The organism is Vibrio sp. 10N.222.55.C7, from assembly GCF_041473335.1.
Classification (GTDB): domain Bacteria; phylum Pseudomonadota; class Gammaproteobacteria; order Enterobacterales; family Vibrionaceae; genus Vibrio; species Vibrio crassostreae_C.
This window is the reverse complement of the sequence record NZ_JBFRSC010000004.1, coordinates 30,065-51,143: the sequence shown is the minus strand read 5'-3', so window position 1 is coordinate 51,143 and position 21,079 is coordinate 30,065. Positions and strand designations below refer to the sequence as shown.

At 45.4% G+C, this 21,079-nt stretch carries 17 protein-coding genes; 9 read left to right on the top strand and 8 right to left on the bottom strand.

Translation table 11 applies throughout. From position 1 onward, the window contains the following. Positions 1-12: 12 nt before the first annotated feature. Entirely contained in the window at positions 13-2,412 is a 2,400-nt protein-coding gene (mrcB, locus tag AB4482_RS00990) for a penicillin-binding protein 1B (RefSeq protein ID WP_372128462.1), read from the bottom strand. Further along, a complete protein-coding gene (gene hrpB, locus AB4482_RS00985) occupies positions 2,409-4,907 on the bottom strand; it encodes an ATP-dependent helicase HrpB (protein ID WP_372128461.1) in 2,499 nt (832 codons plus the stop codon). Before hrpB ends, mrcB begins: the two co-directional genes overlap by 4 nt. 34 nt (positions 4,908-4,941) lie before the next feature. Here hrpB and sfsA point away from each other — a divergent pair, with 34 nt between their 5' ends. The 7 genes from sfsA (at position 4,942) to panC (ending at position 11,080) form a co-directional block, all read left to right on the top strand. After that, positions 4,942-5,667: a DNA/RNA nuclease SfsA gene (gene sfsA / locus AB4482_RS00980; protein WP_048612328.1), complete on the top strand. Its 726-nt coding sequence runs from the start codon at positions 4,942-4,944 to the stop codon at positions 5,665-5,667. Positions 5,668-5,802: 135 nt separating this feature from the next. Beyond that, the gene (gene dksA / locus AB4482_RS00975; protein ID WP_017059430.1) at positions 5,803-6,249 is read left to right on the top strand and encodes an RNA polymerase-binding protein DksA; all 447 of its coding nucleotides are present in this window, start codon (positions 5,803-5,805) and stop codon (positions 6,247-6,249) included. 218 nt (positions 6,250-6,467) lie between these two features. Further along, positions 6,468-7,343: a tRNA glutamyl-Q(34) synthetase GluQRS gene (gene gluQRS / locus AB4482_RS00970; protein WP_372128460.1), complete on the top strand. Its 876-nt coding sequence runs from the start codon at positions 6,468-6,470 to the stop codon at positions 7,341-7,343. A 183-nt stretch (positions 7,344-7,526) separates the two neighbouring features. Beyond that, on the top strand, positions 7,527-8,882 hold the full coding sequence (gene pcnB, locus AB4482_RS00965; RefSeq protein WP_017059432.1) for a polynucleotide adenylyltransferase PcnB: 1,356 nt from the start codon (positions 7,527-7,529) through the stop codon (positions 8,880-8,882). Then, a complete protein-coding gene (gene folK, locus AB4482_RS00960) occupies positions 8,879-9,364 on the top strand; it encodes a 2-amino-4-hydroxy-6-hydroxymethyldihydropteridine diphosphokinase (protein ID WP_004735459.1) in 486 nt (161 codons plus the stop codon). The genes pcnB and folK overlap by 4 nt, the downstream gene beginning before the upstream one ends. Before the next feature lie 22 nt (positions 9,365-9,386). Continuing rightward, a complete protein-coding gene (gene panB, locus AB4482_RS00955; RefSeq protein WP_017059433.1) occupies positions 9,387-10,181 on the top strand; it encodes a 3-methyl-2-oxobutanoate hydroxymethyltransferase in 795 nt (264 codons plus the stop codon). A gap of 8 nt (positions 10,182-10,189) precedes the next feature. Then, entirely contained in the window at positions 10,190-11,080 is an 891-nt protein-coding gene (gene panC / locus AB4482_RS00950) for a pantoate--beta-alanine ligase (RefSeq protein WP_372128459.1), read from the top strand. An 85-nt stretch (positions 11,081-11,165) separates the two neighbouring features. On the opposite strand, the gene AB4482_RS00945 is transcribed toward panC, so the two are convergent. From AB4482_RS00945 to AB4482_RS00935, 3 genes are all read right to left on the bottom strand, one after another. Next, positions 11,166-11,936, bottom strand: a complete 771-nt coding sequence (locus AB4482_RS00945) for an ABC transporter permease (RefSeq protein WP_010435987.1) — start codon at positions 11,934-11,936, stop codon at positions 11,166-11,168. Position 11,937: 1 nt separating this feature from the next. Beyond that, positions 11,938-12,855, bottom strand: a complete 918-nt coding sequence (locus AB4482_RS00940; protein WP_017059435.1) for an ABC transporter ATP-binding protein — start codon at positions 12,853-12,855, stop codon at positions 11,938-11,940. A gap of 350 nt (positions 12,856-13,205) precedes the next feature. Then, on the bottom strand, positions 13,206-14,837 hold the full coding sequence (locus AB4482_RS00935; protein ID WP_372128475.1) for a SulP family inorganic anion transporter: 1,632 nt from the start codon (positions 14,835-14,837) through the stop codon (positions 13,206-13,208). A 286-nt stretch (positions 14,838-15,123) separates the two neighbouring features. On the opposite strand from AB4482_RS00935, the gene can reads away from it, so the two are divergent. Continuing rightward, complete coding sequence (gene can / locus AB4482_RS00930) at positions 15,124-15,792, top strand: carbonate dehydratase (protein ID WP_017063246.1); 669 nt, start codon at positions 15,124-15,126, stop codon at positions 15,790-15,792. Between the two features lie 74 nt (positions 15,793-15,866). Here the strand turns inward: can and hpt are convergent, their stop codons facing one another. Next, entirely contained in the window at positions 15,867-16,397 is a 531-nt protein-coding gene (hpt, locus tag AB4482_RS00925) for a hypoxanthine phosphoribosyltransferase (RefSeq protein ID WP_017059438.1), read from the bottom strand. A gap of 337 nt (positions 16,398-16,734) precedes the next feature. Here hpt and AB4482_RS00920 point away from each other — a divergent pair, with 337 nt between their 5' ends. Next, positions 16,735-17,340, top strand: coding sequence for a LuxR/HapR/OpaR family quorum-sensing transcriptional regulator (locus AB4482_RS00920; protein WP_019824386.1), 606 nt, complete (start codon positions 16,735-16,737; stop codon positions 17,338-17,340). Between the two features lie 191 nt (positions 17,341-17,531). On the opposite strand, the gene lpdA is transcribed toward AB4482_RS00920, so the two are convergent. Both lpdA and aceF read right to left on the bottom strand, forming a co-directional pair. Further along, positions 17,532-18,962: a dihydrolipoyl dehydrogenase gene (lpdA, locus tag AB4482_RS00915; RefSeq protein WP_017059440.1), complete on the bottom strand. Its 1,431-nt coding sequence runs from the start codon at positions 18,960-18,962 to the stop codon at positions 17,532-17,534. Positions 18,963-19,204: 242 nt separating this feature from the next. Beyond that, positions 19,205-21,064, bottom strand: coding sequence for a pyruvate dehydrogenase complex dihydrolipoyllysine-residue acetyltransferase (gene aceF / locus AB4482_RS00910; protein WP_372128458.1), 1,860 nt, complete (start codon positions 21,062-21,064; stop codon positions 19,205-19,207). Between the last annotated feature and the right edge of the window lie 15 nt (positions 21,065-21,079).

The window sequence follows — 21,079 nt, the reverse complement described above, 5'->3', positions numbered from 1 at the left end:
CTTGTTACGACTTTACCACTGAAAAAGCTTCTTTAGCCACTGTTTTGGTTGACTTTCACAGCCCTTTTTAATGTTTCCATCCTCATCCCAAAGTGGCAGTTTAACTGCACCATCACAATCAAACTCTAAAGCCCCTTCAGAAGTTCGAGTAAAGTTAGCGGTGACAATTCCTGTCGGCCAAGGCAGTAATAACTGCTCGGGTGTTCTCTGTTTGAGATAATCGGCATAAACACGTAACGCACCACTCGAACCAGTAAGCTTAGTCGACTTATTATCATCACGTCCTAGCCAGATGGTCGTCACTTCACGACCATCTACGCCCACGAACCAACTGTCTCGGCTGTCATTACTAGTGCCAGTTTTACCAGCTAACCCTGCCCATGCAAACTGACCTTGTAGGAAACGGCCCGTGCCTTCCGACACGCCACGTTTCATTGCATAGGTTGTAAGCCAAGCGGCTTGCTGGTCAACGCTTTGTGATACACGAGGGATCGACTGATACAGAACCTCGCCATCGTTATCAACAACTGAGCGAAGCGCAGACAAAGGTGCTATACGCCCAGAATTGGTAATGGTTTGATACATCTGCGCAACTTGGAACGGAGTCAGTGAGAACGAACCCAAAAACATCGACGGCACTGGGCGAATCTCATTTTTATCGACCCCCAGTTTTCCAATCGTATCCGAGACACTATCAATGCCTAATTGCATGCCTAAACGAACAGTAGGTACGTTGTAAGACTTAGAAAGCGCCACATACAAAGGCACATCGCCACGGAACTTACGATCGAAGTTTCTCGGGCTCCACACGCTACCTTTACTGCCTTTCAAGCTCAGTGGCGTGTCTTTCAATGTTGTCGCCAACGTGTACTTCTGAGGCTGCTCTAGTGCGGTTAAGTAAATTGCAGGCTTGACCAAAGAACCAATTGGGCGACTCGCGTTCAAGGCACGGTTAAAGCCATCGTAGCCAGTACGCTTACCACCGACCATCGCCCGGATTTCACCGGTATTTCTATCCACGGCAATAGCTGCTGCTTCCAGCTTATTACCTGCGGTTTTCGATAAATCAGGCACCTTACGAGCAATCGACTTCTCTAACTTGTCTTGAGATACCGGATCCAGAGAGGTAAAGACTCGAATCCCTTTTTTCGCCTCAAATCGATCGCCGACATACTTCTTAAGCTCAATGTTTACTTGTTGGAAATAAGCGGGCTGACGGCTAGCAATGCGTGGGTTGTCTTGAATATCCAAATCACGACTCGCCGCCTCTTCGTATTGTCGCGGAGTTAAGATGTCTTGTTGCATCAATAAGCGAAGAACCAGATCGCGTCGAGTCTTAGCACGCTCAGGATAGCGAACCGGATTGTAATACGACGGTCCTTTCACCATACCCACCAGCAGTGCTAGCTGATCGATGCGCAGCTCTTGAATAGGTTGACCAAAATACAAACGAGACGCTAAACCGAAGCCATGAATCGCTTGCCCACCATTCTGTCCAAGATAAACCTCATTTAAGTAAGCCTCTAGGATACGGTCTTTGCTGTAACGATGGTCTAAGATAAGTGCAATGTAGGCTTCACGAACCTTACGCCACAATGTACGTTCACTGGACAGGAACAGGTTTTTTGCCAACTGTTGTGTCAGCGTACTACCACCTTGTACCGTTCGCCCAGCTTTGACGTTAACGACCATTGCACGAGCGATGGCCAGTGGCGACACACCATCGTGTTGATAGAAGTTTCGGTCTTCGGTTGCCAGTAAGGCATCAACCATCACTTCTGGGAACTGATTGCGTTTTAAGAACAGGCGCTGCTCATCGTTACTTTTCTCAAGCATGCCAAGCATTTTCGGTTCAACACGCAGGTAGCCCATGTCGCCTTTCTTCTCCAGCGACTGAATGCGAGTTAATTCGTTACCATTGAAGTGCAGCATCACATGACGATCCGCTTCCGGTCCATCAACAAACTCGAACGGACGACGAATCATTTCAATCTTGGTCGAAGAAGAAGAGTATTCGCCTGGGTGACGAGGCGCGTTCACCTTACGGTAATTAAGTACATCGAGCTCATTCTTAACCTGAACCAAACTCACCGGAGTTCCCGGAGACAGGTCTAGCACTCGCGCATAAACCACGGTTGGCAAATCAAACAGCTGACCTTCAAAGCGCTGTTTGACCACAGAATCAAGATAAATACCGACGAACAACAGCAATGCCGCAAGCGCTAAGCCCGCTTTCCAAGAAATGCCCCATAGGATCTTCAACCAACCTCTTTTGCCAGATTTCTTAGCCTTAGGTTTGGTCTTTTTCGCAGCCGCTCTTGGTTTTCTTGGCTTGGCTTTGGTCGCTGGTGACTTCTTTGCTGGCGCTTTTTTAGGTGGTGCCTTTTTTGGCGTTAACATTTTGGTCATCATCGATTCAACTGTCGTTTGGTTTTAGTGGTTGCTACATGGTTAGCAGGGTCATCCGGCCAAGGATGTTTTGGGTAACGGCCTTTCATCTCTTTTTGTACTTCTTTGTACGCACCAGCCCAAAAGCCGGCTAAATCTTGAGTAATTTGCAGTGGTCGCTGTGCTGGAGAAAGTAGCTCAAGCACTACTTTTTTACGCCCTTGCGCGATCAATGGCGAGTCTTGTTCGCCAAAGACTTCCTGCATTCGCACTGAGATCACTGGTTCAGATTGATATTGATAACGAATGGCCTTCTTGCTGCCTGTTGGCATCAGATAGTGTGTTGGCAGCCATTGGTCGATTTCTTGATTCAAAGGCCAGCCAAGATAAGCCGACAATGCTTGCTCAATCGAAACACTAGCCAGCCCTTTTGCCGACTTAATGCCATTCAGATAGGGAGATAGCCACTCATCAAGGTGTTCAATCAAACTCGCGTCATCCATCGCTGGCCAATCATGTTCAGGCATCCAAAGCTGAGCGCAGCGTACACGCTCAACCAGCTGTTTAGCCGAAGGTGTCCAATTTAAGCGATCTAGCCCGCATCGAGCGACATAATTGAGCAGCGCTTGGCTCGCCTGATTCGCATCGGGATCAGGTAAAGCTTTGGTGCTGATAATCAACTTGCCCAGAGATACACGCTGCTCAGCAACTAAACGGCCACGTTTCTCATCCCAATCGGCGTAATCGGAACGCACAAACAGTTTTGGAAATTCAGCTTCTAACTGTGCGATATCAACCGCGGTGGCTAAGAAAATCTGACTGGCTCGCCCTGTGCTGCGCATCAAATCAATCACTACGATATAGTTATTGTTCGCCAGTGGATCATCATCACGAACCTCAGCACCGTGGCCATTCGCCAAAAGGAAAGCACTGCTGGTCGCGCTTCTCACTTGTGCAATCCGGTCTGGGAAGGCAAAACAAAGCACTAATGGTAGCAATGATTCGTCAGCTTGTGACAAATCTAAGTGATGATTGAGTTTGCTCGCGAGACTTTTCGCTCGCTGCATCACAACGCTATTTTTGGAATGTTTTCTTTGCTTAAGTCGATGCAAAGAGTGTTGAATATCCGTCACATTGCGCTCCGGCTCTTCCAGCAAAGCAGCAGCAACAATCGCGACATTCAACAGAGCAGGACTACCTTGCTGCGCTTTAACCAACATGCTGGCAATACGAGGCTCTAGACCTAAACGTTGGACCTGTTTTCCTAATGCCGTAAATTGACCATTATCGTCTAACAATTCAAGAGTCTGTAAGAGTTGCTTGGCTTGCCCGATAGAAGCTTTGGGTGGAACGTCTAACCATTGCAGTTCATCAGCACTCGCAGCGCCCCATTGCGTCAATTCAGACACTAGCGAAGACAAATCAGAATGAAGAATTTCAGGTTCTGGTATAGCTGGTTGCTGCATCAGCTGCGTTTCGCTGTACAAACGAACGCACAAGCCCTCTTCAATTCGTCCCGCACGACCTGCTCGTTGTTCAGCAGAAGATTGCGAGATCTTAACTTGCTCAAGCTTAGTAATACCGGTTTTCAGATCGAACTTCGCCACACGTTCAAGCCCGGAATCAACAACCAATCGAATACCTTCAATCGTCAAAGAAGTCTCAGCAATATTGGTCGCTAACACCACCTTTCGACGCCCTTTCTCTGATGGCGCGATCGCTTTCTGCTGTTGAGAAAAGCTGAGTTGCCCATACAGAGGACACACATCGATATCATTGGCGAATTGTTCTAGTTGAGATTCCACCTGCTTAATCGCAGAAACGCCCGGCAAAAAGGCCAGAAGTGAGCCTGACTCTTTCTCCATCAGAGAGCGAATCACGTTAGCCATTTTAGGGGCTAGATATTCATTTGCACTAAGAGGCTGATAACGGAAATCGACCGGAAAGGTGCGACCTTGTGATTCAACGTATTTGGCATCCGGTAGCAAAGTTTGTAGCGCTTGTTGATCTAAGGTTGCCGACATCACAACCACTTTTAGATCGTCACGCAGCGCGTCTTGGATCTCTAAGCTAAACGCCAATGCGGTATCTGCGTGAATGCTGCGCTCATGAAATTCATCAAAGATCACCATATCAACCCCTGTCAATTCAGGGTCGGTTTGGATCATTCTTGTCATGATCCCTTCAGTAACAATCTCTAAGCGAGTCGTACTGCTGCTTTTAGATTCACCACGAACTCTAAAGCCAATGCTCTCTCCCACCTTTTCTCCCAATTGGCTCGCTAAGTAAGTAGCAATATTCCTTGCAGCCAAACGCCTCGGTTCAAGCATGATGATTTTGCCTTGAACGGCGTTGGTCTTAACTAACTGTAAAGGGAAGAATGTTGACTTACCCGCACCGGGAGCGGCCTTTAGAATAAGTTGAGTGTGTGTTTCTACGCCAGCGAGCAGATCTGGCATCACAGCTTCTATGGGCAGTTGTGGCAATGGGAGAACCTTGTGGTGTAATGTTGGCAACATTGTACATAAAAACCTACCTGTCTAAATAAGTAATATGCACTTCAATCCGCCATTAGAGCCTGCGACTCTTATTAAACGCTATAAACGTTTCCTCACTGACATCCAACTTCCTGACGGTAGCGAGCGTACTATTCACTGCGCTAACACTGGAGCGATGACAGGATGTGCGACTCCTGGCAATACGGTGTGGTACTCAACCTCCGATAATGCAAAGAGAAAGTACCCAAACAGCTGGGAGATCTCAGAAACAGACAAAGGTCATCGTATTTGTGTAAATACTGCGCGGGCAAACCAGCTAGCAGTGGAAGCAATTGAAAATGGGACTATAGTTGAACTCTTAGGTTATAACGCGTTACGAACCGAAGTGAAATATGGCAGTGAGAATAGTCGCATTGATATTCTGCTTGAAGATAACGAAAAGCCGCCTTGCTATATCGAAGTGAAAAGCGTCACTTTGCTCGACGAGCTAGAAACGTCAACTAAAGGGCAAGGTTTTTTCCCTGATGCGGTCACAACCAGAGGCCAAAAACATCTGCGTGAACTCACAGAAATGGTCGAATCTGGAAATAGAGCCGTACTTTTATTCACTGTTTTACATTCAGGTATTGAAAAAGTGTCTGCGGCACACCATATAGACGCCAAATATTCGTTATTACTAAAACAAGCACAAGACGCTGGAGTTGAAGTGCTTTGCTATAAAGCAGAGCTCAGCAGTACTCAAATACAACTAAAACAAGCTGTTGAATTTATCAATAGCTAAGCAAAGATGCTGAACTAATCACATTGATTGCAAGTTTGAATAAGAGTATTTGCCACCATTCGTTCTTTCTGCTATAGATACCCGCCTTAAAATTAGCTGCTTTGCAGTTGACTAGGTGTAAATAGGAGATGCTGTATGCCAGAATCTAAGAAAAAAGCGCTAGGCATCCTAGCCATCGCAGGTGTTGAACCGTACCAAGAGAAGCCAGGTGAAGAGTACATGTCACTTGAGCAAACGGAACATTTTACAAAAATTTTAGCAGCTTGGCGCAACCAGCTCAGGGAAGAAGTTGATCGTACTGTGCACCACATGCAGGACGAAGCAGCGAATTTCCCAGACCCAGTTGACCGTGCTTCTCAAGAAGAAGAATTCAGCTTAGAGTTACGTAACCGTGACCGTGAGCGTCGTCTTATCAAAAAAATTGAGAAGACATTAGACAAGATCGAAGAAGACGATTTCGGCTTCTGTGATTCTTGCGGTATCGAGATTGGCATTCGTCGCCTTGAAGCTCGTCCAACTGCTGATCTTTGTATTGACTGTAAAACACTTGCAGAGATCAAAGAAAAACAGATGCAAGGTTAATTCTTGCAGATGTAAAGAAAGGGAGCCTTGGCTCCCTTTTTTGTTTGTTATCCAAGCGAAGTATTTCACACGCTTGATAGTAAATAGCAGCTTTAAGCCTTAGTTCTATACATCAAACCTTGTTCTATAGATTGAAGCTTAGTTCTAGGCATTAAAGCTCTTGTCAAACGTCTTAAGAATCGGCTACTGCGGTACCATTTAGATTAGGTTGTTCACTCATGAATTATATCGGGCGCTTTGCACCATCACCGTCAGGTCCTCTTCATTTTGGCTCACTTGTTGCTGCTCTTGGTAGCTACTTTCAAGCGAAATCTAACCAAGGAAAATGGTTAGTTCGTATGGAAGACCTCGACCCGCCAAGAGAAATGGCCGGCGCTGCAGACCTCATTCTTAAGACGCTTGAGGCTTACCATCTATTTTGGGATGGTGAAGTCGTCTATCAAAGCCAACGTCATGACTTGTATCAAGCTCAAATCGATCAATGGGTTGCTGACAATCAAGCCTACTACTGCCAATGCACCCGCAAGCAGATAAAGGCTTTGGGCGGCTTTTACAATGGTCACTGTCGAGATGTAGGCCTAATCGATTCAGGTGAACAGGCGGTGCGCTTGTGCATGGACTTTCCAGTAGAGTCCTTTGATGATGTTCGCCACGGCACCATTCAAATCCCTAAAGCATTAGCTGCAGAAGATTTTATTATTAAACGCAGAGATGGATTGTTTGCCTATAACTTGGCCGTTGTTCTTGATGACATCGACCAAGGAGTAACAGAAGTCGTAAGAGGCGCAGACCTGATAGAACCAACAGGTCGACAAATCAGTTTGTATAAGACGCTCAAGCAAAAAACAGTGAGCTACTTGCACTTACCATTGGCAACCGATGGCTTGGGGAATAAACTGTCAAAACAGAACCATGCCACCGCGATAGATCTAGACAACCCAAAACCAACGTTACTCAACGCGATGCGATTCTTAGGTTTTGATATCCCGACGGCCCTTTATGAGGCTTCAATGGATGAGATTTTATTGTGGGGCTGCCAGCAATGGAACGTCAGTCAGTTACCTGATAGTTTACAAAAAGAGCACTGTAATTAGCTCGAAACTCACGGCAAATAGCAAAAACGACACATAAAAATGCCATAACCAACCACTGTGGTTAAGCAGACGATGTTCTCAAATGGCTCGCGCTAAGCTATTATTAGCCGCAATTAAACTCTGCACTACCACTTTGGACTAAGAGAAAAACAAAGTTGGCGATACCTACTTTGTTCTAAACTAATGAATACAAACGACAATACCCCAAGCGAACAACGCGGATTCCACGAATTAGCTCTGAATATTTATACTCGTCAAGAGCACAATATTTCACGCAAGCAGATCAGCGACAACGCACTAAAAGTGCTATATCGCCTGAATGGTGCGGGTTTTGACGCATTTCTAGTCGGTGGTGGTGTGCGCGATATCTTATTAGGCTCTCAGCCAAAAGATTTTGATATTGCGACCAACGCAACGCCAGAGCAAATCAAACACCTCTTCAGAAACTGTCGTCTTATCGGTCGCCGTTTCCGCTTGGCACATATCATGTTTGGTCGCGACATCATTGAAGTGGCAACTTTCCGTGGTCACCACCAAGAACCATCGAAGAACGTTTCTGCACAATCGAAAGAAGGCATGCTACTTCGCGATAACGTGTACGGCAGTGTTGATGAAGATGCAGAGCGTCGTGATTTCACAATCAACGCGATGTACTACAACATTGCAGACTACAGCATCCACGATTACGCGGGTGGTGTAGAAGATTTAGAAGATAAACTGATCCGCCTGATTGGCGATCCAGAAACGCGTTACCGCGAAGACCCAGTACGTATGCTACGTGCAATGCGCTTCGCCGCTAAACTGGATTTCGACATCGAAGAAGACACGGCTGACCCGATTGAAGAGTTAGCTCACCTTCTAAGAGATATCCCAGCAGCGCGCCTTTACGAAGAGTCTCTGAAATTACTGCAATCAGGTCACGGTTTAGAAACCTACCACTTGATGCGCGAGTACAATCTATTCCAACAGATGTTCCCAGCGGTAGCGGAGCACTTCACCGAAGATTACGACTCACACACAGAGCAGATGCTTGATTTGGTTCTCGATTCAACCGACCTTCGCATCGAAGATGGTAAGCGAGTAAACCCAGCATTCATGTTCGCAGCGATGCTTTGGTACCCAATGAACAAGCTGGCAGACAAACTTGTCGCTGAACAGGGTATGGCACACTACGATGCGATCATGGAAGCGAGTAACATCATTCTAGATCAGCAAGTAAAGTCTATTGCTATTCCTCGTCGTCACACAGCAACCATTCGCGAAGTTTGGCAACTGCAACTTCGACTGCCTCGTCGCAACGGTAAACGCGCTGTTCGTCTAATGGAATTAAACAAATTCCGTGCAGGCTACGATTTCCTAGAAATGCGTGGTGAGATTGAAGGTGGCGAAACCAAAGAGTTAGCAAAATGGTGGGAGCGTTATCAGACTGCGGGTCGCAACATGCGTCAAGCAATGGCTAACGACGTTGCAGCACCATCAAAGTCAGGCCATCGTCGCCGTAAGACTTACCGAAACAAAAAGAGTAAGCAATCCGAATGATAACTGCTTACATTGCGGTCGGCAGCAACCTTGCCGACCCAGTTAGCCAAGCAAATTTGGCTATCGAAACGCTAAAAAGCCTACCGCGATCAACGTTTATTGCGACCTCTCAGCTATATAGTAGCACTCCAATGGGACCGCAAAATCAACCAGACTACATCAACGCGGTAGTCGCTATCCAAACCGAATTAACGCCAATTGAACTGCTTGATTGCACTCAAAAGATCGAACTAGAGCAAGGGCGCGTCCGTAAAGACGAACGTTGGGGACCAAGAACCTTGGATCTCGACATTGTGCTATACGGCAATGAGGTGATCGATTCAGAGCGCTTAATCGTTCCTCATTATGGAATGAAAGAACGAGAGTTTGTACTCTACCCGCTTGCTGAAATCGCACCAAGTTTACAACTCCCTGATGGGACTGAGCTGACAGAACTACTGAAAATAGTAGATAAGAACGGGCTCAATGTTTGGCAACAATAGCCAAGCGCATTAAGGAAAACCAATGAAAAAAGTAACCATTAACGACCTGATCAAATGCAAACGTGAAGGCCGTAAATTTGCGACTTCGACAGCTTATGATGCGAGCTTTGCTCAATTATTCGAAAGCCAAGAAATGCCAGTTCTGCTTGTCGGTGATTCACTGGGTATGGTTTTACAAGGCCATAACGATACATTACCAGTAACCGTTGAAGACATTGCTTACCATACTCGCTCAGTGCGTGCTGGTAGCCCAAATTGTCTTCTTATGGCTGACATGCCTTTCATGAGCTACGCGACGCCAGAACAAGCTTGTGAGAGCGCAGCGACTTTGATGCGTGCTGGTGCGAACATGGTAAAAATCGAAGGCGGAAGCTGGTTGGTTGATACTGTGAAGATGCTAACAGAACGTGCAGTACCAGTATGTGCACACTTAGGCTTGACGCCCCAGTCTGTGAACATTTTTGGTGGTTACAAGATTCAAGGTCGTGACGACGAGCAAGCCGACAAAATGGTTGCTGACGCGTTAGCACTGCAAAACGCAGGCGCTCAAATCGTTCTACTTGAATGTGTGCCAGCTTCATTGGCAAAACGAATTACAGAAGCTTGTGACGTACCGGTTATCGGTATCGGCGCAGGTAATGTTACCGATGGTCAGATCTTGGTTATGCATGACATGTTCGGTATTTCTGCGAACTACATGCCGAAGTTCTCTAAGAACTTCCTAGCAGAAACAGGTGATATGCGTAAGGCAGTAGCTCTATACAAAGAAGAAGTAGAGAGCGCGCGCTTCCCTGATGAAGCTCATACAATCGCTTAGGAGTAAGTATGCAAACTTTTGCTGAAATAGCGGCTCTTCGTGAGCAGATTAAACAGTTTAAGCGTGATGGACGTACGGTTGCTTTTGTACCGACAATGGGAAACCTGCATGAAGGCCACCTGACTCTGGTAAAGAAAGCTCGTGAACTGGCCGACATCGTTGTGGTAAGCATCTTTGTAAACCCAATGCAGTTTGACCGTGCAGACGACCTAAACAACTACCCTCGAACGTTAGAAGCAGATTTAAGCAAACTAACAGGTGAGGGGGTTGAGCTAGTATTTACACCAACGCCAGAGGTGATGTACCCAGATGGATTAGACAAGCAGACGTTTGTTGAGGTCCCTGGCATATCTCACATGCTTGAAGGTGCCTCTCGTCCAGGTCACTTCCGTGGTGTATCAACCATTGTCACTAAACTGTTTAATATCGTTCAGCCAGACTTTGCATGCTTCGGCGAGAAAGACTTTCAGCAACTTGCTGTTATTCGCCAGATGACCACTGATTTAGCATTAGACATTGAAGTTGTCGGCGTTGCGACCGTTCGTGAAATGGATGGTTTGGCAATGAGCTCTCGCAATAGCAACCTAACGATTGACGAGCGCCAACGAGCGCCCGTTTTAGCGCGTACTATGCGCTGGATCAGCAGCGCTATTCGTGGTGGTCGCGATGATTACGCATCAGTGATTGAAGATGCTACTGACCAGCTACGCGCTGCAGATCTTCAACCTGACGAAATCTTCATTTGTGATGCTAAAACTCTGCAAGCGATCACTTCAGAATCAACTCAAGCAGTGATTCTAATGTCGGCTTTCCTAGGTAAGACGCGTCTTATCGATAACCAAGTTCTCGATTTGGTAACGGAAATCAAAGAAGAAGTGAAAGAAGAAACGACTGAATAGTCGGCTTCTGCTCTTAACGCAAAACAAAAAAAGGTCGATGTTATATCGACCTTTTTCTTTACCTGTTACTTAGATGAACCAAAGGTTAGCTACGTAAGCCAATACCCTTTGTCACTAGGTAGTGTGCAATGCCATACAACAGCACGATAAACACACCTAGTACGCCAAACGACGTCACGATCCCCACATCAGACACACCCAAGAAGCCATATCTGAACGCGTTAACCATGTACACGATAGGGTTTAACTTCGATACACCTTGCCAGAATTCAGGCAATAGACTGATCGAGTAGAACACACCACCAAGGTACGTCAGCGGCGTTAAGATAAAGGTTGGGATAATAGAGATATCATCAAACGTGCGTGCGAATACCGCGTTAATCAAGCCACCCAAAGCGAATACTACCGACGTTAAAAATACCGTCGCAATGATCACGCCCCAATGGTCAACTTGTAAGTCGACAAAGAACAACGACACGAAGGTTACTATGGTACCCACTAACAAGCCACGAACCACACCACCCATTACGAAGCCGGCGATAATCACGTAGTTAGGAACAGGCGCTACAAGCAGCTCTTCAATGTTCTTCTGGAACTTGGCACTAAAGAACGATGAAGCAACGTTGGAATATGAGTTGGTGATCACCGACATCATGATCAGACCGGGAACAATGTATTCCATGTAGCTAAAGCCGTTCATTTCACCAATACGCGCACCAATCAGGTTACCGAAGATGATGAAGTAAAGCGTCATGGTAATCGCTGGCGGCACCAGAGTCTGCACCCAGATACGAGTAAAGCGATTGATCTCTTTGGTCAACAAACTGCAGAAAGCGGTCCAATATAGGCTGTACATATTATTTACTCCCCTCACGGACGATACTCACAAATAGCTCTTCTAGACGGTTTGCTTTGTTACGCATAGAGAGGACTTTAACCTGTTGCTCGCTCAATTGAGCAAAGATGGTATTCAAACCTAGGTTCTTGTCGATTTCGATTTCTAGCGAGCCATTGACCATCACTTGGCTATTCACGCCTTCAAGCTTAGGTTCAGTCGTGCCCTCTTCCAGATCCAGAATAAAGGTCTCAGCACTCAATTTGCCCAACAGCGCTTTCATTGTTGTGTTCTCAATCAGCTCACCGCGATTGATGATACCAATGTTGCGACACAGCATTTCTGCTTCTTCTAGGTAGTGCGTGGTCAAGATAATGGTAATGCCCTGCTTCTCATTGATCTCTTTTAGGAATTCCCACATTGAACGACGTAGTTCAATATCAACGCCTGCTGTCGGTTCATCAAGGATCAACAAATGAGGTTCATGCATCAATGCACGCGCGATCATCAAACGACGCTTCATACCACCAGACAAGTTACGCGCGCGTTCGCCACGCTTTTCCCACAGATCGAGTTGAGATAGGTACTTTTTCGCTCGCTCTTTCGCTAATGCTTTTGGCACGCCGTAATAACCCGCTTGTTGCAGCACGATCTGTTCAACGGTTTCAAACGGGTTAAAGTTAAACTCTTGAGGCACAAGGCCTAAGTTTTGCTTCGCCAATTCCAGATCGGTATCAATGTCGTAGCCGAACACTTTAACCTTGCCTGACGTTTTATTTACCAGTGAAGAGATAACACCAATGGTGGTTGATTTACCCGCACCATTGGGACCAAGTAGTGCGTAAAAGTCGCCTTTTTCTACTTGTAAACTAACGCCCTTAAGAGCCTCGAAGCCCCCAGCATAAGTTTTTCTTAATTGCTCAATTTCTAATGCATACATAGAGATAGACTGCCATTTGCTATAGATAAGATGTAGACGACCGAGCTTGAGGAAGAGAGTAATGCTTAAAACGAGCTAGCAGAAAACTAACCCAAACTTGTTAACTCGGCCATTTTGCAAACAAGTTTATCGTTGATTGACGATTAATACAAATATCGTGTGAGAGTTTCTTTCGAAAACAAATAAGCGTCTTGGCTACGTGAAGACTAAATCAACGTTCAATAAATATAAAAATGCCGCTAAGTGATTCACTTAACGGCATTAATGATCAGTCTTGACGTGAGCGTCTATAGCTTATTCATATTAGATTATTCATATCAGGTCATTCATATCAGCTTATTACTGAAAAATTAAACTGACTCAAATTGATGCTCATCTCTGTCGACATAGCTTGTTGCTGCCGTCAGGGCTTCATATCTGAATCGATAAGTGTTGGATTCAGGTACTAGGTCAATCACGTGGAACTTCTCTAGTTGTTGACGAGTATTCTCATTAGGACACAGCAGATACACCTCACACTGCGCATCCAATGCATCTTTAATCGCATTCTCTAGCGCTAGGCCAACAGTGACATCAATCATAGGCACATCTGTCAGGTCTAGAATCATCGCTTCATAGTCAGAGATACTTGAGTGCTGACGTGAAATCGCCTTTGAAACGCTGAATATCATCGGCCCTGATAGGTAGAAGAATAGCACCTTACCATTGGCACTATCGAGTAACTGACGTTCGCTATCAGTCCATGGGATATCGTCTTCATCATCACCATCACTGATCGCCTTAACTTGTCTGGCTTGCTCTCGGCTTAATCTTTCAATAATCAGAATATTCGAGATAAACACACCCAGTCCAACGGCAATAATCAAGTCAACAAACACAGTCAATAGCATCACGCCGTACATCACGCCCATGCCGGCATAGCTAACCTTGTGCGCGCGCTGGATAAAGCTCCAATCTAGGATATTGAAACCAACATACATCGCGATACCAGCCAGCACTGCCATAGGAATCGGTTCTGTTAAACCACCTGCAACCAATACCACGAGCGCAAGTACTAAAGCTCGAATAACACCTGAAAGCGGAGAACGCGCTCCCACCTGAATATTGGTTACAGTCCCCATAGTGGCACCCGCGCCAGGTAGTGCACCAAACAGGCCAGAGATCATATTGGCAATGCCTTGGCCACGAAGCTCTTTGTCTGAGTCATGCTCTTTACGAGTCAATGAATCTCCGATAACCGCGGTCAAAAGCGTATCAATACAACCTAATGTACCAAGCACCAAGGCATCGATAACCATAGTAGTAAACTGTTCAGCGCTGATCGTAGGGATAACGAGGGAAGGTAAACCAGCTGGGATTTCACCAATACGGCGAATAGAGTCGGTATCAAAAATAATGACGGACAAGAGCGTTACAGCCACTAACGCGACCAGTTGAGCAGGCACATACTTACGATACTTAGCGGGGAAGCCAAAAAGAATACCGAGTGTCAGAGCACCTAGAAATAGCTCACTCACTTTTAAGTTTGCTAGCGTATCAGGTAAAGCAGAGAGCGTGCCCATTACACCACCGGATGGAGCGGCATGCCCTAACAATGGAGACAGCTGCAAGATAATCAGAATAACGCCAATGCCCGACATGAATCCGGAGATCACGCTATATGGCATCAAAGTGACGTATTTTCCTAGCTTTAACGTACCAAGTAATATCTGGAATGCACCGGCCATCATCACGACAGTAAAGGTCATTGCCATACCCGTTTCAGGATATTTAGCAACCATACTCGTCATTACGGCAGTCATGATCACCGTCATAGGGCCGGTAGGTTCAGAAATCAAACTACTCGAACCGCCAAACAATGCTGCAAATAGGCCAACCATAATGGCGCCCCACAAGCCAGCTTCAGCTCCCGCGCCAGAAGCAACACCAAATGCCAATGCTAAAGGTAACGAGATGATGGCTGTAGTTACACCGCCAAACATATCCCCTTTGAGATTGATATCCGTAAAACGACTTCCAAACAAAACACACCTTCCTGATGATGAAATGACAAACCTTATCACTTTAGCAAATGTATCAAGTGTTCAGAAAGTGTTAATTCAATCACATTATTCATGTCTTATAACCGGATTATTGATAGTGGGCTAAGTTTATGATTTTCCGTACTAGAACACGTCAGATGAGTAAATTTTGACGCAGTTTTTACGAGATTGAATTTGTAACATTGTGTATAGTTAAGCATCTTAATTGAGGGATGTAAGAAGCAAGATGCCAGAAATAAAACAGCTTTTTGAGAACAATTCCAAATGGTCTGAAGAAATTCGCTCTGAAAGACCTGAGTATTTTACAACGCTTGAAGAGGGTCAAAGCCCTGGTTTTCTATGGATAGGTTGTTCAGATAGCCGAGTTCCAGCCGAGCGCCTGACTGGCTTATATTCTGGAGAACTGTTTGTTCACCGAAACGTGGCCAACCAAGTGGTTCATACAGACCTAAACTGTCTATCTGTTGTTCAGTACGCAGTAGATGTGCTTAAAGTGAAACACATTATTGTCTGTGGTCACTACGGTTGTGGCGGTGTTAACGCGGCGATTGATAACCCTAAACTTGGTCTTATCAACAACTGGTTACTGCACATCCGTGACAATTACCTAAAATACCGCAAGCAAATCGAGGGGCTTCCTCGTGAGCAATGGGGTGACAAGTTATGCGAAATTAACGTCGCAGAACAGGTTTATAACCTAGGTAACTCAACCATTATGCAAAATGCGTGGGAGCGTGGCCAAGACGTTGAAATCCATGGTGTGGTTTATGGTATTGGCGATGGCAAGCTACAGGACCTTGGCGTACGTTGCTCAAGTAACGATACTTTAGAGAACAGTCACTTAGATGCATTAAACAAGATCTTAACGACGCCTCTTCTTAGTCAACAAAGCTAACCCATTCCGTCATATATACAAAAAGCCCGCATCAAGCGGGCTTTTTAATGACTTCTAAACCACAAGCGTAATGATTACTCTTGAGGTACTACCTTACCGATGTACGGTAGGTGACGATATTTTTGTGCGTAGTCGATACCAACACCAACAACAAACTCGTCTGGGATCTCAAAACCAATCCATTTTGTATCGACAGTCACTTCACGGCGAGAAGGCTTGTCTAATAGCGTACAAATTTCGATAGACTTAGGACCACGTAGGCTCAGAATCTCTTTTACTTTAGTCAGCGTGTTACCTGTATCGATAATATCCTCTACAAGTAGAACGTCTTTACCTTGGATATCATCATCAAGATCTTTCAAAATACGAACATCACGTGAGCTTTCCATGCCGTTGCCGTAGCTAGACGCGGTCATGAAATCAACTTGGTGAGTTAAATCGATAGCACGAGCAAGATCTGCCATAAAGACAAAAGATCCACGCAATAAGCCAACTAAAACTAGATCTTCACTACCATTGTAGTGTTCCGTGATCTGTTTGCCTAGTTCGTTCACTCGATCCTGAACTTCTTGCTCAGAGATCATGACTTCAACTGTATGCTTCATACTGCTCTCATTCTATTTGGTGATTGCGACGAATGTTGACAGTTTCGTCAGTTGTGTCGCTCAATTTTGTGCGTAAGTCTAGCACTGCTCAAATACCCACACCACCTTATGGTTCGAATTTACTGTCAGATTCTCAACGAAATGTGCGCTGGTGCCTTATCCAATACTCGTCTCCTTTCACATCAATGCTGATCACGCTTTATGTATCAAGTTTGATGTAACTGTCTATAAAACAAGCTGAAAGGATTGACCATTCGCATATGCACCATTACACTCATCTTGGCTTAAATAATAATAAAATCATTAATATAAAAATTTCGTTGGCAAGGAAAATAAAATGGACTCAATATCTAAGAGACCTAGAACTAGGCTTTCACCTTTAAAAAGAAAACTTCAATTGATGGAAATCGCTCTTGAGGTATTCTCTCGCCGCGGTATCGGTCGTGGTGGACACGCTGATATTGCAGACATCGCTCAGGTGTCTGTCGCAACTGTATTTAACTACTTCCCTACCCGTGAAGATCTGGTTGATGAAGTACTAAATCACGTTGTACGCCAATTCTCTAACTTCCTTTCAGACAATATCGATCTGGATATTCACGCAAAACAAAACCTACATAATATTGCGACTGAAATGGTGACGTTAGTGGCTCAAGATAGCCATTGGTTAAATGTGTGGTTCGAATGGAGCGCTTCGACTCGTGATGAAGTATGGCCGCTATTCGTAACAACGAACCGCACTAACCAAATGTTAGTACAAAACATGTTTAGCAAAGCGATTGAACGTGGCGAAGTTTGTGACGATCACGATCCTAAACATCTAGCCAATCTATTCCACGGCATTTGCTACTCGCTATTCATCCAAGCAAAACGTGTAGAAACGCCAGAAGAGCTTTCAAGCTTAACGGATAGCTACTTGAACATGCTGTGCATTTATAAGTAGATTCGAGTAAATAATTTAAGGGTTGGCCTAATGGGCCAACCCTTTTTTGTAGAATGGAATGTCTCTTCGCATCCCGAAGCGCAGCGTACTCGCATCTCGGAGTGAAACGTTCCTGCTCTTTTCTTCAGACATAAAAAAACCGCTGACGAATCAGCGGCTTTTAAAAACATTAGCGAGTGGCTAAAGAAGGATTACTTCTTCTTTTTCACTGCTTTCTTGTTTGGAAGGTCAGTGATTGAACCTTCGAATACTTCCGCAGCTAGACCAACAGACTCGTGTAGAGTTGGGTGAGCGTGGATAGTAAGTGCGATATCTTCTGCATCACAACCCATTTCGATTGCTAGGCCGATTTCGCCAAGAAGTTCACCACCGTTAGTACCAACAACAGCACCACCGATTACGCGATGAGTATCTTTATCGAAGATCATCTTAGTAACGCCATCTGCACAGTCAGAAGCGATTGCACGACCAGAAGCAGCCCAAGGGAAAGTAGCAACTTCGTAATTGATGCCTTCCGCTTTCGCTTCTTTCTCAGTCTTACCTACCCAAGCAACTTCTGGCTCAGTGTACGCAATTGATGGGATTACTTTAGGGTCGAAGTAGTGCTTCTTACCAGAGATAACTTCAGCAGCTACGTGACCTTCATGCACACCTTTGTGAGCAAGCATTGGTTGACCAACAACGTCACCGATCGCGTGGATGTGAGGAACGTTAGTACGCATTTGCTTATCAACATTGATGAAACCACGCTCATCAACTTCGATACCCGCTTTTTCAGCGTCGATAAGTGCACCGTTTGGAACACGACCGATAGCAACAAGAACAGCATCGTAGCGTTCAGCTTCAGCTGGTGCTTTTTTGCCTTCCATTGAAACATAGATACCGTCTTCTTTTGCTTCAACAGCAGTCACTTTAGTTTCAAGCATTAGCTTGAACTTGTTCTTAATGCGCTTAGTGAAAACTTTAACGATGTCTTTATCCGCAGCAGGGATAACTTGATCGAACATCTCTACAACTTCAACTTTAGAACCTAGAGAGTGGTAAACCGTACCCATCTCAAGACCGATGATACCGCCGCCCATGATAAGCAGTTTTTCAGGTACTTCGTTTAGTTCTAGTGCATCCGTAGAATCCCAAATACGTGGGTCTTCATGTGGGATGAAAGGAAGTTTGATTGGGCGAGAACCCGCAGCAATGATTGCGTTGTCGAAGTTAACAGTTGTTGCTTCGCCTTCGCCTTCAACAAGAATGCTGTTAGGACCAGTGAACTTACCGAAACCGTTAACAACAGTAACGTTACGCATCTTAGCCATACCGCCAAGACCGCCAGTTAGTTGATCAACTACTTTTTCTTTCCAGATACGGATCTTGTTGATGTCCGTTTGTGGCTCGCCGAATACAACGCCGTGCTCTGCCATCGCTTTAGCTTCTTCGATTACTTTAGAAACGTGAAGAAGTGCTTTTGATGGAATACAACCAACGTTTAGACATACACCACCAAGAGTGCTGTAACGTTCAACTAGTACTGTTTCTAGACCTAAATCCGCACAACGGAATGCCGCTGAGTAACCAGCAGGACCTGAACCAAGTACAACAACTTGGGCTTTAATTTCTTTGCTCATTGTGACCTCTTGTAGTCATTATCCCTAACAGGCTGAGTAGATGTTCTTAAAATTATTGGGCTTTCAAACAGGAAACATTTTACAGAGATGTTAACAGTGTGAAAGTAGCTTTAAGTTAGCCTGTGAGCTAGACAACAATTCCCCATCAGATTATGAGAAATGCAGGAAACTGTTGTCTAAAAATAGTCTTTGTATAAAGAATTAAGGTGACCCGAAAGTCACCTTAATAATTACTTTCTCAATTACAGTACTAGACGACGAATGTCAGATAGTGCGCTGTTTAGGAAAGTAATGAAGCGTGCACCTTCAGCACCATCGATCACACGGTGGTCGTATGATAGAGACAGTGGAAGCTGTAGACGTGGTTGGAACTCTTTACCATTCCAAACTGGCTTAATTTCAGACTTAGATACACCTAGGATACCTACTTCTGGAGCATTTACGATTGGAGTAAATGCAGTACCGCCAATACCACCAAGGCTAGAGATTGTGAAACAACCGCCTTGCATGTCTGCCGCTGTTAGCTTACCAGAACGTGCTTTCTTAGAAACAGCCATTAGCTCTTCAGATAGCTCGTAAATGCCTTTCTTGTTCACGTCTTTGAAGACAGGAACAACTAGACCGTTTGGTGTATCAACAGCGATACCCACGTTTACGTACTTCTTAAGAATGATGCTTTCGCCATCTTCAGAAAGAGAAGAGTTAAATGCTGGGAATGCTTCTAGCGCTTTAGCAACAGCTTTCATGATGAACACAAGTGGAGTGATCTTCATGCCAGTGTCTTTCTTCGCTTCGATTGCGTTCTGTTCTTTACGGAATGCTTCTAGCTCAGTGATGTCTGCGTTGTCCCATTGTGTAACGTGAGGGATCATTACCCAGTTACGGTGCAGGTTAGCACCAGAGATCTTCTTAATCTTAGAAAGCTTCTGAACTTCAGTTTCGCCGAACTTGCTGAAGTCAACTTTTGGCCATGGTAGTAGACCAAGAGCAGAACCGTCGCCGCCTTTGCCAGATGCAGCTGCACCAGACTCAAGACGCTTAAGTGCATCTTTAACGTAAGACTGAACGTCTTCTTTAAGGATACGGCTCTTACGACCAGTACCTTTAACCTTAGAAAGGTTAACGCCAAATTCACGAGCTAGACGACGAACTACTGGAGAAGCGTGCGCGTAGTCACCGTTCTCTTGGAAGTCGCCAGCTGCTGCAGGTGCTTCTGCTTTAGGAGCAGGTGCCGCCGCCGGAGCTGCTGCTTGTGCTGGAGCGGAAGCCACTACTGCTACTGGAGCTGCGCCTTCCACAACGAAAGTCATGATTAGAGAGCCAGTTGACACTTTGTCACCAGCTGCAATCTTGATCTCTTTTACTGTACCAGCGAATGGTGCAGGCACTTCCATTGAAGCTTTGTCGCCTTCAACAGTAATTAGAGATTGCTCTTCTTCTACTGTATCGCCAACCGCTACCATGATTTCAGTAACTTCTACTTCGTCACCACCGATATCAGGAACGTTCACTTCTTTCTCAGCAGATGCTGCTGGAGCCGCTGCAACTGGTGCCGCCGCTGGAGCAGGAGCTGCTGCAACTGGAGCGCCAGAACCTGCCACTTCAAATACCATCACTAGAGAACCAGTAGATACTGAATCACCAGAAGCGATCTTGATTTCTTTAACGATACCAGCGAATGGTGCAGGTACTTCCATTGAAGCCTTGTCACCTTCAACAGTAAGAAGAGATTGCTCTTCTTCTACTGCGTCACCGATAGCTACCATGATTTCAGTTACTTCAACTTCATCACCGCCGATGTCTGGTACGTGAACTTCTTTAAGCTCAGCCGCCGCTGCAGGAGCTGCAGCAGCACCTTCCGCAGGAGAGCCTGCCTCTTCAAAGATCATGATAAGAGAACCAGTAGAAACTGAATCGCCTTCCGCTACTTTGATTTCTTTAACGATACCCGCTTGAGACGCTGGAACTTCCATTGAAGCTTTGTCGCCTTCAACAGTGATCAGTGACTGCTCTTCTTCAACCTTGTCACCAACGTTTACAAGAATCTCAGTTACTTCAACCTCGTCAGCACCGATGTCTGGTACATTAATTTCGATTGTCATTGTATTTACCTACCT